The organism is Alistipes sp. i18-0019-D1 (assembly GCF_042852885.1).
GTDB lineage: Bacteria > Bacteroidota > Bacteroidia > Bacteroidales > Rikenellaceae > Alistipes.
In genome coordinates this window covers 1888302-1904972 of the sequence record NZ_AP031424.1, presented here as the reverse complement: position 1 = coordinate 1904972, position 16671 = coordinate 1888302, and the positions used below count along the sequence as shown (strand labels likewise).

Annotated in this window: 11 protein-coding genes; 3 read left to right on the top strand and 8 right to left on the bottom strand. The window is 63.4% G+C overall.

Annotated elements, in window-relative coordinates:
- Positions 1-19 precede the first annotated feature (19 nt).
- From ACGHP5_RS07905 to ACGHP5_RS07890, 4 genes are all read right to left on the bottom strand, one after another.
- Entirely contained in the window at positions 20-1261 is a 1242-nt protein-coding gene (locus tag ACGHP5_RS07905) for a sialidase family protein (protein ID WP_290532340.1), read from the bottom strand.
- A gap of 20 nt (positions 1262-1281) precedes the next feature.
- Positions 1282-2463, bottom strand: coding sequence for an AGE family epimerase/isomerase (locus ACGHP5_RS07900; protein WP_295901149.1), 1182 nt, complete (start codon positions 2461-2463; stop codon positions 1282-1284).
- 85 nt (positions 2464-2548) lie between these two features.
- Positions 2549-4672: a fimbrillin family protein gene (locus ACGHP5_RS07895; protein ID WP_390568349.1), complete on the bottom strand. Its 2124-nt coding sequence runs from the start codon at positions 4670-4672 to the stop codon at positions 2549-2551.
- Positions 4673-4716: 44 nt separating this feature from the next.
- Positions 4717-5634, bottom strand: a complete 918-nt coding sequence (locus tag ACGHP5_RS07890; RefSeq protein ID WP_337657648.1) for a dihydrodipicolinate synthase family protein — start codon at positions 5632-5634, stop codon at positions 4717-4719.
- A gap of 351 nt (positions 5635-5985) precedes the next feature.
- Here ACGHP5_RS07890 and ACGHP5_RS07885 point away from each other — a divergent pair, with 351 nt between their 5' ends.
- Positions 5986-7212, top strand: coding sequence for an ROK family transcriptional regulator (locus tag ACGHP5_RS07885; protein WP_290532336.1), 1227 nt, complete (start codon positions 5986-5988; stop codon positions 7210-7212).
- Between the two features lie 71 nt (positions 7213-7283).
- Here ACGHP5_RS07885 and ACGHP5_RS07880 read toward each other — a convergent pair whose 3' ends face one another.
- Positions 7284-8687, bottom strand: coding sequence for a Gfo/Idh/MocA family protein (locus ACGHP5_RS07880; protein ID WP_290532335.1), 1404 nt, complete (start codon positions 8685-8687; stop codon positions 7284-7286).
- A 96-nt stretch (positions 8688-8783) separates the two neighbouring features.
- On the opposite strand from ACGHP5_RS07880, the gene lnt reads away from it, so the two are divergent.
- Both lnt and ACGHP5_RS07870 read left to right on the top strand, forming a co-directional pair.
- Positions 8784-10367, top strand: a complete 1584-nt coding sequence (gene lnt / locus ACGHP5_RS07875) for an apolipoprotein N-acyltransferase (RefSeq protein ID WP_337772377.1) — start codon at positions 8784-8786, stop codon at positions 10365-10367.
- 13 nt (positions 10368-10380) lie between these two features.
- Positions 10381-11670, top strand: a complete 1290-nt coding sequence (locus ACGHP5_RS07870) for a folylpolyglutamate synthase/dihydrofolate synthase family protein (RefSeq protein ID WP_290532333.1) — start codon at positions 10381-10383, stop codon at positions 11668-11670.
- 49 nt (positions 11671-11719) lie between these two features.
- Here the strand turns inward: ACGHP5_RS07870 and ACGHP5_RS07865 are convergent, their stop codons facing one another.
- The 3 genes from ACGHP5_RS07865 to ACGHP5_RS07855 are packed head-to-tail and all read right to left on the bottom strand — an operon-like array spanning position 11720 to position 16671.
- The gene (locus ACGHP5_RS07865; RefSeq protein ID WP_390568345.1) at positions 11720-13312 is read right to left on the bottom strand and encodes a hypothetical protein; all 1593 of its coding nucleotides are present in this window, start codon (positions 13310-13312) and stop codon (positions 11720-11722) included.
- A 12-nt stretch (positions 13313-13324) separates the two neighbouring features.
- Positions 13325-14125, bottom strand: coding sequence for a S1/P1 nuclease (locus ACGHP5_RS07860; protein WP_390568343.1), 801 nt, complete (start codon positions 14123-14125; stop codon positions 13325-13327).
- A 5-nt stretch (positions 14126-14130) separates the two neighbouring features.
- Positions 14131-16671: a sugar phosphate isomerase/epimerase family protein gene (locus ACGHP5_RS07855; protein ID WP_390568341.1), complete on the bottom strand. Its 2541-nt coding sequence runs from the start codon at positions 16669-16671 to the stop codon at positions 14131-14133.

Sequence of the window (16671 nt, the reverse complement as noted above, 5' to 3'; positions counted from 1 at the left end):
TCCAGGTTAAGCGTTAGTATTATTCGAACCAATAGCCGTAGTCGGCCACCTCCCGGGGCAAAATCAGCACATCGAGGCGCATCCAGCCCGCCGGACGGCTGCTCCGGGTGATGAAGCCCTTCTCGGGACCGGCCTCGAAGACGATGGCCAGGCGTCCGTCGCCGAGCAGCGTCATGTCGGGATAACCGGCCGCCAGGTCGTAGAGCAACTGGCTGCGCGTCCACCCCTGGGCGCCCGTGGGACTGCGGTAAAGCATCAGTTCGTAGCGGTTGTCGTGCGTCGAGGACTTCGCGCCGCCCTTCGGACCGCAGTAGAAGACCATATTCCCGCCGCCGCTGCAAACGCTCGCATGGCAGCCGCTCTCGAACGAAGGCAGCCCGCCGTCCTTTGCGGCCGCGGTCCACGTCTGGCCGCCGTCCTTCGAGAAGGAGGAGTAGCGGTCGGTGCCCTTGCGGATGTTGACGGTCAGCCGGTCCTCGCCGCACTCGGCGATCTGGCTCTCGCCGCCCAGCACCTCGGAACTTACCTTCCAGGTGGTGCCGTGGTCGTCGGAATAGACGGCGAAACCCTTGCTGGCCGAACCGTTATACTGCCTCGAAGGGAGGATGAGGCGTCCCGCGCGGCGTCCGCGCGAGATCTGAATGCCCGAGCCGGGACCGAATCCCGAGCTGAAGCAGCCCGGCACGATCACCTGGTCGGTGACATCCGCCGGATCGCTCCACGTGGCGCCGTTGTCCGACGAGGAGATCATATAGGCGCGCGTCTTGGTCGCGTCGGCGTCCGACTTGACCCAACGGCAGCAGAACACGAAGATCCTGCCCGTCGTCCGGTCGGCCACGGGCGTGGGGTCCATGAAAGCGTAGCCGCCGCCGTTGGCCGACCCGGTCAGGTTGGTCTGCTCGGACCACGTTTTGCCGTTGTCGGTGCTGCGCCGGACCACGATGTCCGTGTAGCTCTTGTCCATCCACGAATTGTAGCGCGCCTCGCAGAACACCAGCAGCGAGCCGTCGGCAGCGGTCACCATCGCGGGAATACGGTACGAATGGGCGCCCGTTCCGGCCGTGAAGGGAGTATAGGTCTCCATCTGCGAAAGGCTGATCGTCCCTTCGGCAGCCTCCGGCCCGAGATCGGGCATCACGGGGTCAGTCACCGCCGGACGCTTGATTTCATCGTCTGCACAGGCGGACAACGCAAGGGGCGGAGTCACCAGACATCCCGCCATCAGCAGCACACGCAGGCAATAGTTGATTTCAGATTTCATTACAGGTATCGTTTTTAAGGTTATTCATTCAGGATTTCGTCGCACAGCTGCGTCGCCTTGAGCATCATGCGCGGGATGTGGAAAGGCCCCTTGAACAGGTTGCCCTTGGCCGGCTGCGCCACCGTACCGTCCCGGTGCAGGTAGCCGTACCATTCGCCGTATTCGGCGTCGGGGAAGACCCGGTAGGCGTAGTCGTTGACCCTGCGGTGCATTTCGAGGTATTTTCCGTCGCCCGTAGCCACATAGGCATAGAGCGCCGCGAGGATCGTTTCGCACTGGGGCCACCAGAATTTCATGTCCTGCGAATAGTCCTGCGGCGGGAAGTTGCGGCAGTCGCGGAAGTTGATCATACCGCCGTAAGGCTCGTCCCAGCCCCATTTCCAGGCCCAGTCGATGATCGTGACGGCCATTTCGACCAGCTGTGCGTCCCAGCCGCGCGTGCGGGCCACGTCGAGCAGGAACCACGCGGTCTCCATGCAATGCCCGGGATTGATCGTGCGGCCGGCGCAGGTGTCGATGAACTCCCCGTCCGGACCCACCGTCTCGAGGATGGACCCGAACTCGGGGTGCATGAAATAACGCCGCAGCTCGTCGACCGACCTGTCGATCTGTGCGTCGAGCACCGGATCGGGGGCCACCTGCCTGACCACCTGCGCCACGTTGATCAGCATCATCGTGATCGAGTGCCCGCGCGAAGGGACCAGCGTTTTGGGCTCCAGAAAACCCGGCGTGGAGAGCATCCGCAGCGTATTGCGGAACATGTCGAGGGCCTTTGCGGCATAGGAGCAATCGCCCGAAGCCGCGGCGTATTCGGCCATGGCGATTGCGGCGAAACACTCCGAGAAGACGTAGCGCCGCTTCTGGACGGGTGCGCCCTCGGCGGTCACCGTGAAAAACAGGTGTCCGTCGGTGTCGATGCAGTGGCGTTCGAGGAAGTCCAGCGCGCTCTTCGACGCCGCGAGCCACTCGGGATTCCGCCCGGCATGGCGGTAGGCCGCCGCGCAGACGTATCCGAAACGGCCCTGGAACCAGACCGATTTGGTGGTGTCCATCCGCGCTCCGTCGCGGTCGACGCAGGTGTAGATCCCGCCGTGTTCGCGGTCGAGGCCGTGCTTCATCCAGAACGGCAGGATGTCGTCCGTCAGATCGGCCGCATAGCGTTTCCGGCAGTCATCCAGGTATTTTTGTTGTTCGGTTGTCATGGTATGAATTCGGGTTTGGGGTCCTGCCTCCCGGCGCACCCCGTGCGGGATGCGCCGCGGAAGCGGACGGAAGGTATCTATGTATCTATTGCTCTTTCATGCAGCGGATGCTGGCGCCGACGTAGCGGGCATTGCTGTCCTCGGGTTTGATATTTCCGTAGTCGAAATAGAACCGGTAGGAGGTTTTGACGTTGTTGGCGGGCATGCTCACGTGGTAGGCGCCCACATATTTGCCCGTACGGAAGGGCACGATCTTGCCGCCGCTGACGAAGAGCATGCCGCCGAGGGGATAGGAGGCGCTTCCGCCGCCATAGGGGTAGATGTTGCCGCCTGCACCCTGAATCTCGGCCTGCGTCGTGTACTGTCCCTTCCAGCGGGCCAGGTCGGCGGCGTTCTTGTTCGACGCGTTCTTTCCGTCGGTCGTGAACATCGTGCCGATGTAACGGTGCGGCACGCGGTATCCGGGAGGACACGGGTCGTAAACCGACTTGTGGCCGGTCTCGCCGACCTCGCCGCTGAACGGATTGCCCCAGAGGTCGTCACGGGCCTCGTCGAGCCAGTTGTTGCTGGTGCTGAGGTAGCCGAAATTCATCGGATAGCGGGCGATGCGGTCGGCGGGAATCGTCTTGGCGGTGAAGTAACGCCAGTTCGTCGCATCGTATTCGGCAGCCGCATTGTCGACCGAAAGGGCGTTGCCTGCGGCATCGTAGGTCTTGCGCAGACGACCGATGGCCAAGGCTCCCGTGCCGCCGATGTCGGTGTCGTCGATATTCTGGAACGGGTCCTTGCGGCCCCACTGGTAGAGCAGCCCCAGGGCGAGGTTGTCGCCGTTCGTACCCCACATGCCCGCTTTGAGCGCGCCCAGATTGCGATCCATCAGGACGGTAGGACCTGCGGCCGCGAAGTTGTCGTAGAGCGTATAGGTCTGCACCGCAGCGTCGAGATCGGCCGCCGTCACCCAGATATGCCAGCTCCAGAGGATGTCGCCGCCGCCGTCGGCCTCGCTGAAGACCGCAATCACGGCATTGCCCTCCTTCAGCGCACCGCCGGCCTCGCCGTTGAGCGTGAAGTAGACCTGGTTGCTGCGCAGTTTGACGTCGGCGATCAGGTTCGGCTCGGTCTGCCAGAGCAGCTGCGCCGACTTGGGAGCGAGGGCCTCCGGAGTGATTCCCGGAGCAGTGCCCGCACCGGCATAATCGGCAGTCGCAGGGGTCGTGTAGCCATTGCCCATCACCGTTGCGGGGAAGCGGTAGGTCCGGCCCGCAGCTCCGGCCACATAGCAGTTGGCCGTCTCCTTCACGCCGTCGCCGTCGGGATCGCTCAAATCGATCGAATCGTCCTCGGCGATCTCTTCGTCGAACGAGTCGACGGCAAGCGCCATCGTGGTGACCGCTTCGGGCGCAATGCCTTCGGCGAGCGAGGCTTCACCCTTGAGAACGATGCTCTGTTCGCCGTCCTTCGCCACCTGCACGGCGACTTCGTAGGTCCCGGCGCCGACGGGAGCGGCCACGGCGGCATAGCCGTGGAACGTCCCCTCGCCGAGCGTCGCACCGCTGACTTTCAGCGTCACGGACGGGGATTCATTGCCCGTGAAGGCGAGTTTCGCAGTGGGCATATCGAACGTATAGTCGCCCGCCAGGGTCGTTCCGGACTTGCTCGTCACGACGACGGACTCCACGGACCAGCCCTGCCATTTCGCAGTCGTCACCGCCAGGTCGAGGTAGCCGAAAACATGACGGAGCGTCACGGCGACGGGGTTTTCCGTCTCAACGGAGGTCACCGCCGCATAGGCGAGGCTGCTCTGCGCGATATGTGCCGCTGAAACGCCGTTCTGAAACTGCGTCGCGCCGAGCGAACCCGTGAGCCGGGTCGAAGCGTTGGCTTCGTCATAAGGCATATAAAGATAAAAGGTGTGCTCGCCCGCGGCCCAGGGCAGCTTGGTGTAGAACAGCCCCAGGGGTTCGCCGACCGAGATGGCGGCGGCACCCAGCGCCACATTGGACGAATTGGTCTGTCCGCAGAAGAAACCGATGCGGCTCTCTTCCGTCCAAAGCGTCCGGTTGTCTTCGCCCCAGGCCGACTGGCAGCTGAAAGCGATGGTATTCGATGCGGGACGCGAATAGTCGGGCACCGCGTAGTCGTCGCTGCAGGACGTGCCCCCGGCCATCGCACACAGCAATCCCGTCGCAAAGAGGGAGATTTTTTTCATATCGTCAGTTTTTAGGTTATTCGGGTTCGGGAAGCGCGCCGCGGTCAGAACCGGTTGCAGCGCGCGAAGAAGCCGATGGCCTCCAGTTCGGCCTTCATCGACCGCTCCTCGTCGTCGGTCATGTTGCGGAACGGGACACGGTTGGGTCCGAGGTCCAGCCCGATGAGTTTCATGATGCGCTTGCCGCCGACGATGTTGCCGCGGTAGTTGCAGATGACGTTGATCACCGCCTGCGAGAAGTTCTGCTTTTCACGGGCGGTCTCCAGATCGCCCCGCTTCCAGGCTTCGATGATGCCGACCAGCTCGCGGCCGTTGTAGTTCGTCGTGCCGCCGATACCGCCCTGCGCACCGCCCTGCGCCAGGCTCGGAAGGATCGTTTCGTCCTGCCCGTGCAGCATGTCGAACCGGCCGTTCCCGTAGAGGCGGCACTGGTTGTACTCATAGAGGCTTTCGAAGGTGTATTTGATGCCCGCGAAGTTCGAAATACGCCCGTCGACGGCCTTGAGCAGGTCGAGCATCGGCAGGAACGCGCCGTTGAAGGCGGGGATGTGGTAATAATAGAACGGCAGTCCGGGTGCGGCCGAAGCGATGGCCTCGCAGTATTTGACCAGCTCCTCGATACGGCCGATCTTCGGGAACGGGGGCGCCATGGCGCCGATGCCCCAGGCCCCGATTCCGGCGGCATGGGCGGCGAGTTTCGCGCTCTCCCGCAGGCAGCAGCTGCCCACGTGCACGATCACCTTGAACCCGGCGGGCGCCGCGGCGATCCACTTCTCGGCCAACGCCATCCGCTCCTCGGCAGTGAGCATGTAACCCTCGCCCGACGAACCGTTGATGAACACGCCCTTCAATCCGTTTTCGGCCAGCATGGCGGCATAGGCCGGAATGGGTTCCAGATTGATGTCCCCGTTGGCCAGCATCGGGGTAAAGGGAGCGTCGATAAGTCCTTTGATCTTTTCCATAGTAGTTTTATGTATATTTTATAGGTATTTCAGACCCGTTTCATCACAATCTATGGAATGTTTTTATTAACACAAAATATTTTTTAATCAAATAAAATTAAAAAACTAAATTTTTAAATTCACACAGAAAAGCACGTCCTGTATATGCAATTATATAATTGATTTACAATGCAATATTTTCGATTTTTCAGCCCCGGGAAACCAACATTTAATTATTCCATATTTTTGATATATAAACCCGAAATCGAGCCTAAAAACAAAACTTCTTGCATAAAAGTCGGCACATAAAAACATTTTCATTTGTTTATATGGGTTTTTGTCTTATATTTGCTCTTGCAAACAGACCCTATTATGTTGGAGAAATTCAGAACGGAGACCGCCGGCCGCAGCGTCGGAGGAACCATTCGCAGCAGCATCCTGCGCCATGTGATGCGCAACGGAAATTTCATGGTGACCGAGATCGCCGAAGCGACGGGCTACAGCCTCACGACCATTGCCAAATACGTCGCCGAACTCCAATCGGACGGCATGATCGCCGAACTGGAGCGGGTGAACCTGCACACGAAAGGCCGCAAAGCGATCCGCTACGGCGTCAACCCCGACTCCTACTACTTCCTGGGTATCGACATGAAAACCTTCGAACTGAACATCGCGCTGATCAACTTCATCGGCGAGGTCGTGCGCATCGAGCGGCACACCGATTTCCGGTTCGAAAACACGCACGACGCGCTGGACGAACTCTGCAACCGCGTGCAGCGGTTCATCGACACGCTGGAGGGCATCGACCCGGAAAAGATCGCAGGCGCAAACCTCAACCTCTCGGGCCGCGTGGACAGCCGCACCGGCACGAGCGCCAGCGTCTTCAACTTCGAGGAGACCCACGACACGCCGCTCGCGGACATTCTGAAAGAAAAGCTGGGGCTGAAAATCTTCATCGAAAACGACACCAAGGCGATGGCCTACGGCGAATACATGTCCGGGGAGAACAAACGGTATGAAAACCTGCTCTATGTCAACATCGGCTGGGGTCTCGGGCTGGGCATCGTCATCGACGGCAAGGTCTACTACGGCAAGGACGGCTATTCGGGCGAGTTCGGCCACGTCCACATGTACAACAACAACATCCTGTGCCACTGCGGCAAAAAGGGTTGCATCGAAACCGAGGTTTCGGGCCGCGCCATCCACCGCAAACTGATCGAACGTATCAACAACGGCGAATCGTCGGTCCTCTCGCGCAAGGTAAGGAAGGGGGCCGTCATCACGACGAACGACATCATCGAAGCGGCCGAACGCGAAGATCCGCTCTGCATCGAACTGATCAGCCAGACCGGCACGGAACTGGGCCATCAGCTGGCAGGGCTGATCAACCTGTTCAACCCCGAAATCATCATCATCGGCGGCAACCTGGCGCAGGCCGAGCCTTACCATTTCCTCCAGCCCGTCGAACTGGCCATACGCAAATACTCGCTCAAGCTGATGAGCCAGAACGTCCCGGTCGTCACCTCCGCGCTGGGAACCGACGCAGGTGTCATCGGCGCCAGTCTGATCGCGCGCAGCAAACTGTTCGGGAGCATCTGAACGACGCCCCGGAACAAAAAAATGAGCGCAGCCCGCGGGCTGCGCTCATTTTCGTTCATACGGTCTCCGGATCACTGCACCAGCATCGCATGCCGGTAACCGTCGGTCTTGTTCCAGTCGCCGCGCGTGAAGTCGGGAACGGCCACCGGGGCGCTGTTGTGTTCGAGCGACATCGCCGTAAGGGCGCCGATGCACGACCACTCGGCCGCGTCGTAGACGTCCTGATCCAGCGGCAGACCGTGCTGCAGGCAGTAGATCAGCCGGTAGTCCATGATGAAGTCCATGCCGCCGTGGCCGCCGACCTCGCGGGCCTTGGCCTCGATGTCGAGGACGATCGGATCCTTGTACCGCGCCATCAGCGCCTCGCGCACCTCCTTCGACACGAAGCGGTGGGCGTTCAGGTTCTCGTGGTCGGGCACGCCCGAATCCGCAAGCTGGTCGGGGTTGAAAGCATAGCCCTGGATGGGGTATTTGTTGGCGAAGCCCTTCGTGCCGGTCAGCTGGTACATGCGGCTGTAAGGACGGGGCGTGTAGACATTGTGTTCGAGCAGGATCGTGCGGCCCTTCTCGGTCTTGATCAGCGTCGTCGTATGGTCGGCATTGGCGAACTCCGTGGCGCCCAGCTTCTCTTCGGCGAGCTTCAGGCCGTTGACCGATTTGGTATCCATCGACACCAGGTAGTTCATCTTGTCGCCGCGGTGGATGTCGAGCAGTTGACAGGCGGGGCCGAGGCCGTGCGTGGCGTAGACGTCACCACGGTGTTTCTGGTTGAACTTCAGACGCCAGCTGTCCTGATAGTAGTCCCAGAAGGCATCGAGGTCGTGGATGTACGAACCCTCGACATGGAGGATGTCCCCGAACAGCCCCTGCCGGGCCATGTTGAGCGTCGTCAGTTCGAAGAAGTCGTAAACGCAGTTTTCGAGCATCATGCAGTGCCGCTGCGTCTTCTCGGCGGTGTTCACCAGCTGCCAGCACTCTTCGAGCGACGTGGCGGCGGGAACTTCGACAGCGACGTGTTTGCCGTGTTCCATGGCGTAAACGGCCATCGGGACGTGCTGCTGCCACGGGGTCACGATGTACACCAGGTCGATGTCATCGCGCTCGCAAAGCTGTTTCCAGCCCTCCTCGCCGCAATAGAACGCCGCCCGGGGAAGCCCGCGGCGCACGAGGATCGCCTGCGCGCTGTCCACGCGCTCGGGATAAAGGTCGCAGAGGGCTTTGATCTCGACGCCGTCGAGGTGCGTGAAGCGTTCCACGGCCCCGGGGCCGCGCATGCCCAGCCCGATGAAGCCCACACGAACCGTCTCCATCGGCGCGGTTTTGAGCCCCAGTACCGATTTCTGGCCCGGTTCGCGCGCGGGCGTATCGAAGACGATCACGCCGTCGACCGTCTTCCAGCCTTTCGAATCGCGAAAAGCCGAACATAAGATTCCCGCAAGAGCGCAAAAAGACAATAAAACGAACAATTTCTTCATTAGTATAGCAGATTGGTTGGTTTCGTTACAAAAGTATGAAATATTTTGAAATCTGCACTCATTTGACTACTTTTGCCGTCGTAAAAATCTCATTTCATGTTTCGTAGATTCGCGGCGGTAATCCTATCGGCCATCCTGCTCTCGCCGGGATGGCTCGGAGCGACGGGCATGACGCTCCTTGTCGGATTCGTTCCGCTGCTGTGGATCAGCGCGTCGTACGACGACACGCGCCGCTCGTGGTGGGGCATGTTCGGCTGGGCGGCACTCGCGTTCGTGCTGTGGAACGCGATGACGATCTGGTGGATCTGGTACGCCACGCCCGTAGGTCCCCCGGCCGCCACGCTCGCCTCGACGACGATGAACATGATCGCCTTCATGCTCTTCCACACCGTTTCGAAAAAAGCCCCCAAGGCGCTGGCCTACGTCACGCTCGTCACGGCGTGGATCACGACGGAATACTGGTACACCGTGGGCGACTTCTCGTGGCCGTGGCTCATCCTGGGCAACGGCTTTTCGCACGAGGTCTGGGCCGTGCAGTGGTACGAATACACGGGCGTCTTCGGCGGCACGCTGTGGGTGCTGCTCTCCAACATCCTGATCTTCGAAGCCCTCCGGACGCGCTCCGCACGGCGGTGGATCGCAGCAGCCTGCATCGTCATCGTGCCGATGGCCGTCTCGCTGGCCATCCGGGGAAACTGGAAACAACCCGGCGAAGGGAGCGTCGCAGTGAGCGTCATCCAGCCCAACGTGGACTGTTACGACAAATTCCACGGCGACGTCCAGCGGCAGGAGCGCAACATCGCGGACCTCCTGGCGGAGGTTCCCGCCGGCGCGCAGTTCATCCTGCTGCCCGAGACCGCCGTGCCGGGCGACTACCTGGAACCCGGATTGAGCGACTTCTATTCGGCGGGCGAACCGGGCGCATTCTGGCAGGAGCTGACCGACTCGCTCCGCAGCCGGCATCCCGAAGCCCTGCTCATCACCGGAGCCGGCACCATCCGCCGCTACCCGGCCGGGGCGCAGACCGAGACGGCCCGCCCGGAGCGTTTCGGCAACGGCTATTTCGACCGCTTCAACACGGCCGTGGGACTCGACTCCGCGGGCCGCACGCAGCTGCACCACAAAGGCCGGCTGGTGATCGGCGTCGAAAACACCCCGACATGGGTCTTCGACGTGTTGAAATTCCTCGTCATCGACCTGGGCGGCACGGTCGGACAGATCGGCAAGGGCCTGCACGGCACGGCCTTCGAGCACAACGGTGTCAAAGCCGGCCCGGCGATCTGCTACGAAGGGCTTTACGGCGACTTCTACGGCGGATTCGTACGCCGCGGCGCGCAGTTCATGGCCATCATTTCGAACGACGGCTGGTGGGGCGACACGCCCGGTTACAAGCACCTGTTCTCGATCTCGCGCCTGCGGGCCGTCGAGCACCGCCGCGCCATCGCCCGCTCGGCCAACACCGGGAAATCGGGCTTCATCTCGGCCCGCGGCGACGTGGGCGAGACGCTCGGCTGGGAACAGCGCGGCGTGATCACCGCCAAAGTCCCGCTCAACTCGGAACTCACCTTCTACACCCGCTACGGCGACTACCTGGCCCGCATCTCCGAATATGTCCTGCTGCTGTCGGTGCTCTACTACGTGGCCTACCGCTACAAACGCAGGAACCACCTCGTCAAATAAACCCCTTGCTGATATGAATTACACCCAGACACTCGAATTCCTCTTTCAGTCGCTTCCCGTCTTCGAAACCCAGGGCGCGACGGCCTACAAACCGGGATTGGAGCGCATCACCGCATTCTGCCGCCACATCGGAAACCCCCAGCGCAACTTCTTCACGATCCACGTCGCCGGAACCAACGGCAAAGGCTCCGTGGCGCACATCATCGCCTCGGTGCTCCAGCAGGCCGGATACCGCACGGGACTGTTCACCTCGCCCCACCTGCAGGACTTCCGTGAACGCATCCGCGTCGACGGCGAGATGATCCCCAAGCAGAAGGTGGTGAACTTCGTGGACAAGCACCACGACAAGATGGTCGAACTGGAACTGTCGTTCTTCGAGATGACCGCCGCAATGGCCTTCGACTACTTCGCCCAGAGCGACGTCGAGGTGGCGGTGATCGAAACGGGGCTCGGGGGACGGCTCGACGCCACGAACATCATCGTACCGATATTGAGCGTCATCACCAACATCGGGCTGGAGCACACCTCCCTGCTGGGCGACACGCTGCCGAAGATCGCGACGGAAAAGGCCGGGATCATCAAAAAAAGCATCCCGGTGATCATCGGCGAGGCCGACGTCCGTTACAACGGGGTTTTCGAACAGGTCGCCGCGGCCAACAAGTCGCGGGTGATCTACGCCGAGCAGGAATTCTCGTGCGAAGAACACCACATGGAGGGCACGGGCCAGAGTTTCCGCCTCCACCGCTCGCGCGACGGGAGGACGTTCGACGTGTCGCTCGACCTGCAGGGCGGCTACCAGAGCCGCAACATCGTGACCGCCTCGGCGGCGGTCGACTTCCTGCACGAGGAGACGCCGCTCACCATTTCACGCCGCGCCTACCTCGAAGGCATGCGCTGCGCCGCGGCCAACACGGCCCTGCTGGGACGCTGGCAGACGCTGGCGGAATCGCCGCTCACGATCTGCGACACGGGCCACAACGCCCACGGCATCGCCTACGTCGCCGACCAGCTGAAAGCCACACCCCACCGGGAACTCTACTGCGTGATCGGCTTCGTGCGCGACAAGGACCTGGCGCACATCCTGCCCCTGCTGCCGCACGACGCCCACTACATCTTCACGCAGGCCCGCTCCGAACGCGCCCTCCCGGCCGCCGAGCTGACCGCGAAAGCCGCGATCTACGGGCTCCGCGGCGAGGCGGTGGAGGAGGTGACGGCCGCCGTGGCCCGGGCCAAAGAACTGGCGGCCCCCGAGGACATGATCTTTATCGGCGGCAGCACCTACGTCGTCGCCGAAGCGCTGTAAACGCCCCGTGCATAAAAGAAGCCCGCTGCTCCCGCAGCGGGCTTCTTCGTCATCGGAGCACCCGGACGGCCACCCGCCCCAGCCGCAGCACGAAGGGCTGGCGGAAATCGGCCGTGACGACACTGCCGGCCGAGTCGTCGGCCGGATTCTCGGGGATCGTGGCCATGACGGCCGAAGCGGGCGTCAACCGCACGGTGAGCCGCTTGTGCCCGAGCAGCGAAGCCGGGAGCGGCACGCTGTATTCGGTAAATCCCGGCGCTGCGTCGTACGAAAGCCTGCGCAGGCCGAGGTCTTTGATCACGGCGTCGTTGTAAACGACCGGACGCAGTACGAAAATGCGCCCCGCGTCGATGAACGGCAGTCCGTCGGCCGAATATTCGACCTTCCACTCCACGGGATAGCCCCACGAACGGTTGATGTCGTGGTTGCCCGCGAGAAACGAAAAGTCGAACGACAACCTCCGCCCTTCGATCCCTTCGGTCGAAGTCTCGACGACGACGGCTTCCGCACCGCTCATGCGGCCGCGGCTGTCGAACCGGAACCAGTCGTGGGTGTCGGAATCGAGCCGCAGGGCGGCGTTGACGCGCATGGCCTTGCCGTCGCCGTCCTGCGCATAGCGCGTGTCGTACTCCGTGTCGAGCCGCATCCTGGCTCCGGAGGTCGTCGAGAGAAATCCCTCGCCCGCGTCGGGAAGGACACGGTCGCCCGCGACGCCCGACTTCGGGACGCGGGGCGTGTAGCCCTGCTTCTCGAAGCGGATGGCGGCGTCGTAATTGCGGTCCCAGTTCCACTCGGCGACGACGGCATAGGAGGAGGCCGTGTCGCGGGGGATGGCGATGTCGCGCTCGTCGAGCGGACGAATCGCATAGCGTCCCATGTCGCCGCCGTAACGGCGCATCGGGGTATGGACCACGATGCCCGAGACGGCTCCGACGCCGTGGGGAACGCCGCGGCCGTCGCGCCGCCACGCGCATTTGGTATTGACGAGCATGTAAATCGAACCGTTGTCGGCATCCTTGAGCAGCGACGCCCACCCGTCGGTGCGGCGCGACGGCTGGTCGAAGGCGTTGAGCCGCGACCGCTGGACGCACGATTCGAATACGTTCGCATAGCATCCCTGCTTGCTCAAAAACTCCGTCCCGGTAAGCGTCACATAAGTATAGAGGTCCTCGTCCTTCAGGTCGGCGATACGCCGCTCCTTCCCGGGCAGTGCGACGCCGCGCTCGAGCACCTCGACATTCGCGGCGCGCAGGCCGTCGACCGTGTAGCGTTCGGGATCCGCCTCCCCGGTCAGCGAACAGCCGCCCAGGTCGAGCCGCACGCGGTCGCCCCGTTCGAGGCGGTTTTCGTAGATGCCGGCGAAACGCAGCCGGAAGCCGTAACGGCCGTCCGGACTTTCGACATAGGCCGTGCGGAGGTTTTCACCCAGGTCCACTTTCTCGTAAGAGCTGTTGGGATTGAGTTCCATGTTCTGCGAGCGGTAGTCGCTGACGACGAGGGCTTCGAGCTGCGTGCCGGGAGCCAGCCGCACGGTGCGGCCCGCGGCCTGGGCACGCAGCGCCCCGAAATCGCCGGCCCGCACGCCCGCGACGGCGGCAAGGCAGAGCAGAGCGGCCATTGCCGTTCGGATCGTATGTTTCATGGTCGGTAGGTTTTAGTTGTCGAACAAATCGTTGAGTACGCGCGCCAGCCGGTAGGCCCCGCGCAGGGCCTGGTCGACGGGCAGGGCGCCGTGTTCCCGCAGAAACCCCTCGTCGATGTCGTCGCCGGGTTTGGCCCAGTCGTAAATCACGCGGCAGCTGCGGGCACACTCCAGCGCCCAGTCCGTCGGCGTGCCCTCGCTAACGGCACGCTGTTTTTCGGCAGGCCACCTGTCCAGTTCGCGGCGGAAATCCTCCTCGGTCCAGTCGGAATACTGGCGCGAAACCGAGCCGTCCCAGACCCAGTGGTAGGTCACCTCCTTACCCTTGTATTTCAGGTGGAAGAAGTCGTAGTGCCGCGGGGCGTCCATGCCGCCCGGCAGGTCGGCGAAATAGATGTGCCCCGGGCAGTGCATCTCACCGACGAGGTGGATGACGTATTTGAGGTTGACATTGACCGTCGAATCGGAAAGTTCGCGGTAGTTGCGCAGCCGTTCGATGGCGCGCGTGAGCTGGCGCACGGCGTCGCCGTCACCGTTGGAACGCAGGGGTTCGGGCGGCACGTTGCCGTCCTCGTCGATGGTGACCATGTGCCAATAGGTCGTTATCTCGTAACCGGGGGCCGTGCGGTAGCGGTCCATCCAGGTCGAATACTCGACGATCGACTGGTCGAGGTAACGGTCGAGCACCTGCCGGGTGCGGGGCGTGAGGTGCGCCTCGGCGATGTAAGCGATCAGGCGGTGTTCACGCCCGCCCCACGCGAAGGCCGCCGTGCCCGCACAGAGCATCAGCAGCAGACAAATCAGTTTTTTCATGGCGTTCATTTTCGGTTGGCGTACTCCCGGAAGGCGGGATACAGGTAAGTGTCGTAGTTATGCACAACGGTCCACGGGGCCGAAACGTTGTCGCTGCGCTCCTCCCCCGCGACCGTGCCGAACGTGCGGCTCGCGATTTCGTAGGTGAAGGGACCCCGGTAGCGGCATTCGGCAAGCAGCGCATGGTAGAACTCGCCCCACAGCCCCGCCCGGCCGATAGCGTCGGCATAGCCCAGCCGCCCGGCGTAGCCCGGCATCAGGTGGTCGTCGTTGATCCGCCCGTCCCAGCCGCGGTTGCCGTGAATGTGCAGCTGTCCGATGCGTGCACCGGCGGTGCGGAGCCAGTCGAGGACGGTCTTCCCGGGCTGTTCGCGCGTAAGGTAGAGGTTGGCGTGGCCCGTGTCGAAGGCGATGCGGACCTCGTGGCGGTGGCTGCCCATCGCATTGGCCTCGTCGACAGCCGCGGCAAGCACCGCGGCATCGGCGCCCACGCCGTAGGACATGTTCTCGACGCAGACATGCGCCCCAATCGCATCGGCGACCGTCTGCAACTCGTGCAGCGACAGCGCGAGGCTCGCGGCCGAGCTGCCGTCGTCGAAGGCGAGGGTCTGGTTGCAGTGGACCAGCACGTTTTTCGGCTTCAGGGGCGCGACGGCGCGGATCGCCCGGGTGAAGAAGGCCACCGAGGCGGTACGGTCGGCGCCCGCGGCGCAGAGGTCGCGGTTGCGCACGGCAGTCGTCGAGCCGTAGGGCAGGTGGATGCACCACACCTTGCAGCCGTTGGCGGCGAGCTGCTTTTCGGCGAAGGCGACGTCCTGCGTCCAGACCGACTCGTCGGACGAGAGGCTGGGACAGATCCACGTCATGCCGTAACCCGGCGTGACGGTGTAGGTCGTCTCGTTGGCCATCGACAGCACGGCGCTCGGACGCAGGCGCAGGCGCAAGACATCCCCGCCCGCGGCGGCGCGCTCGGTCGTGGGTTCGACCGTGACGCAATCGCCCGCATGGGCGTAGCGGTCCGTGCGGCGTACCTCGACGTCGTCGATCCAAAAGCAGTTTTTGGCGTTGCGGATCACCGTGGGCATGAAGCGGAATGCGCTTCCGGCGGCCACGGCCCCGAACGACATCCGCACCTGGTGCCACATGCCGGGCGTCAGCTTCGCGGCACGCAGCAGGACGGCCGTACGGGTGACACCCTGCACCGACTGCGAAATGTCGGCCCCCGTCGCGACATCGACATCGACCGGCACGCCGTCGACCTCGCACCCCAGCAGCACGCCCGACTCGGCCATGCAGGCCACGTCGCTCGCCATGCCGCGTTCGGTGCAGATGCGGAACGACAGCTCGGCATAGCACGGTTCGCCGGCGTTGGCCATGCGGGGAGTCACGAGGATGCCCCGGTTGTCGTAGCCGCCGATGTCGCCGCCGCACAGACAGCCGCGGTATTCCGCGGCGTAGAAGAGCCGCTGCCAGTCGTAGAGCCCGCGGTTGCGCAGGTAGTCGCGGCGCACGGCGAGCGTCGCGCTCGCGGCAGGCGCGGAGTTGTAGTCCGAGGTCTCGAAAAGCGCGCTGCCGGGCGTCCCGGCCCCCTTGGCGACATAGGCCGCCTCGGTCCCCGCCGATGTGGCGGGCGACGGCACGGAACTGCCTGCCCCGACGCCGTAACCGCCCGTTTCCGCGGCGTAATCGCACCCCCAGACGCAGTTGTCGAAATGCTCGGCGAAGAGCAGGCCTTGGTCGGGAGCGTAATTCAGCGGTGCAAGGGCCGTCACCCCGCCCGCCGCGACGGCACACGGACCGGGAATGTCCCAGGTCGCCGAACGGTGGGCGCAGTCGGTGACGCGGACGGAGAGGCCCGAGGCGTAATCGCCTGCGGGAACCGCCACGCAGAACTCCGTTCCGGAAGCCGCGGGCTGAACCCCGCCGCCCGTCCCGGCACAGTCGAGCACCACCCACGACAGGTTCCCGGAACCGCCGTTCCGGACAATCCCCGGCGTCGCCGGGTCGAACGGAAACAGGCCCGAGACAGCCCCGCCCGAGCGATCCCCGACGCGGACCGAAGCGATGTGCGCATCGCCCGCTAACGGAATCCGCACGACGCCGCACAGCGGCGAGAGCGTCACCTCGGCCGCATCGTCCGTGGTCCGGACCGTGCCGTACATCGGGCATGCGGCGGCCTGCAGGCTGCCGCACGAAGCCGGGAACTGCGCGGGCGGCAGCACGAAGGCCTGCTTCGCGCGGCTGTAAGCGTCGGCCGGGAAATGAACCGTATAGAGACCGTCCGCAGAGACATCGGCGTCCACGACCGGCACGCCGTTGGCGTCGATGCCCACCGTGCGGACCACGCCGTTGACCAGTGCGCGCGGCTCCCCGGACCAGTCCCAACGCAGGCCGGACTCCCCGGCAGCCACCTTCAGCCGCAGGGTCACCCCGCCGCCCGCGGGCGGACGGGGTTTGTCCCCGTCGTCCGCACCGTCCCCGCCGCAGCCCCCGAAGAGCAGCGGCAGGACGAGCAGGCCCCATACCGTATGACGGATCGCAGACAT

What these genes read in the sequence shown, in the direction of transcription:
- ACGHP5_RS07905 (WP_290532340.1), bottom strand. Translation starts at nt 1,261, where the DNA reads ATGAAATCTGAAATCAACTATTGCCTGCGTGTGCTGCTGATGGCGGGA.
- ACGHP5_RS07870 (WP_290532333.1), top strand. Translation starts at nt 10,381, where the DNA reads ATGAATTACACCCAGACACTCGAATTCCTCTTTCAGTCGCTTCCCGTC.
- ACGHP5_RS07880 (WP_290532335.1), bottom strand. Translation starts at nt 8,687, where the DNA reads ATGAAGAAATTGTTCGTTTTATTGTCTTTTTGCGCTCTTGCGGGAATC.
- ACGHP5_RS07855 (WP_390568341.1), bottom strand. Translation starts at nt 16,671, where the DNA reads ATGTCTGCGATCCGTCATACGGTATGGGGCCTGCTCGTCCTGCCGCTG.
- ACGHP5_RS07885 (WP_290532336.1), top strand. Translation starts at nt 5,986, where the DNA reads ATGTTGGAGAAATTCAGAACGGAGACCGCCGGCCGCAGCGTCGGAGGA.
- lnt (WP_337772377.1), top strand. Translation starts at nt 8,784, where the DNA reads ATGTTTCGTAGATTCGCGGCGGTAATCCTATCGGCCATCCTGCTCTCG.
- ACGHP5_RS07900 (WP_295901149.1), bottom strand. Translation starts at nt 2,463, where the DNA reads ATGACAACCGAACAACAAAAATACCTGGATGACTGCCGGAAACGCTAT.
- ACGHP5_RS07895 (WP_390568349.1), bottom strand. Translation starts at nt 4,672, where the DNA reads ATGAAAAAAATCTCCCTCTTTGCGACGGGATTGCTGTGTGCGATGGCC.
- ACGHP5_RS07860 (WP_390568343.1), bottom strand. Translation starts at nt 14,125, where the DNA reads ATGAAAAAACTGATTTGTCTGCTGCTGATGCTCTGTGCGGGCACGGCG.
- ACGHP5_RS07865 (WP_390568345.1), bottom strand. Translation starts at nt 13,312, where the DNA reads ATGAAACATACGATCCGAACGGCAATGGCCGCTCTGCTCTGCCTTGCC.
- ACGHP5_RS07890 (WP_337657648.1), bottom strand. Translation starts at nt 5,634, where the DNA reads ATGGAAAAGATCAAAGGACTTATCGACGCTCCCTTTACCCCGATGCTG.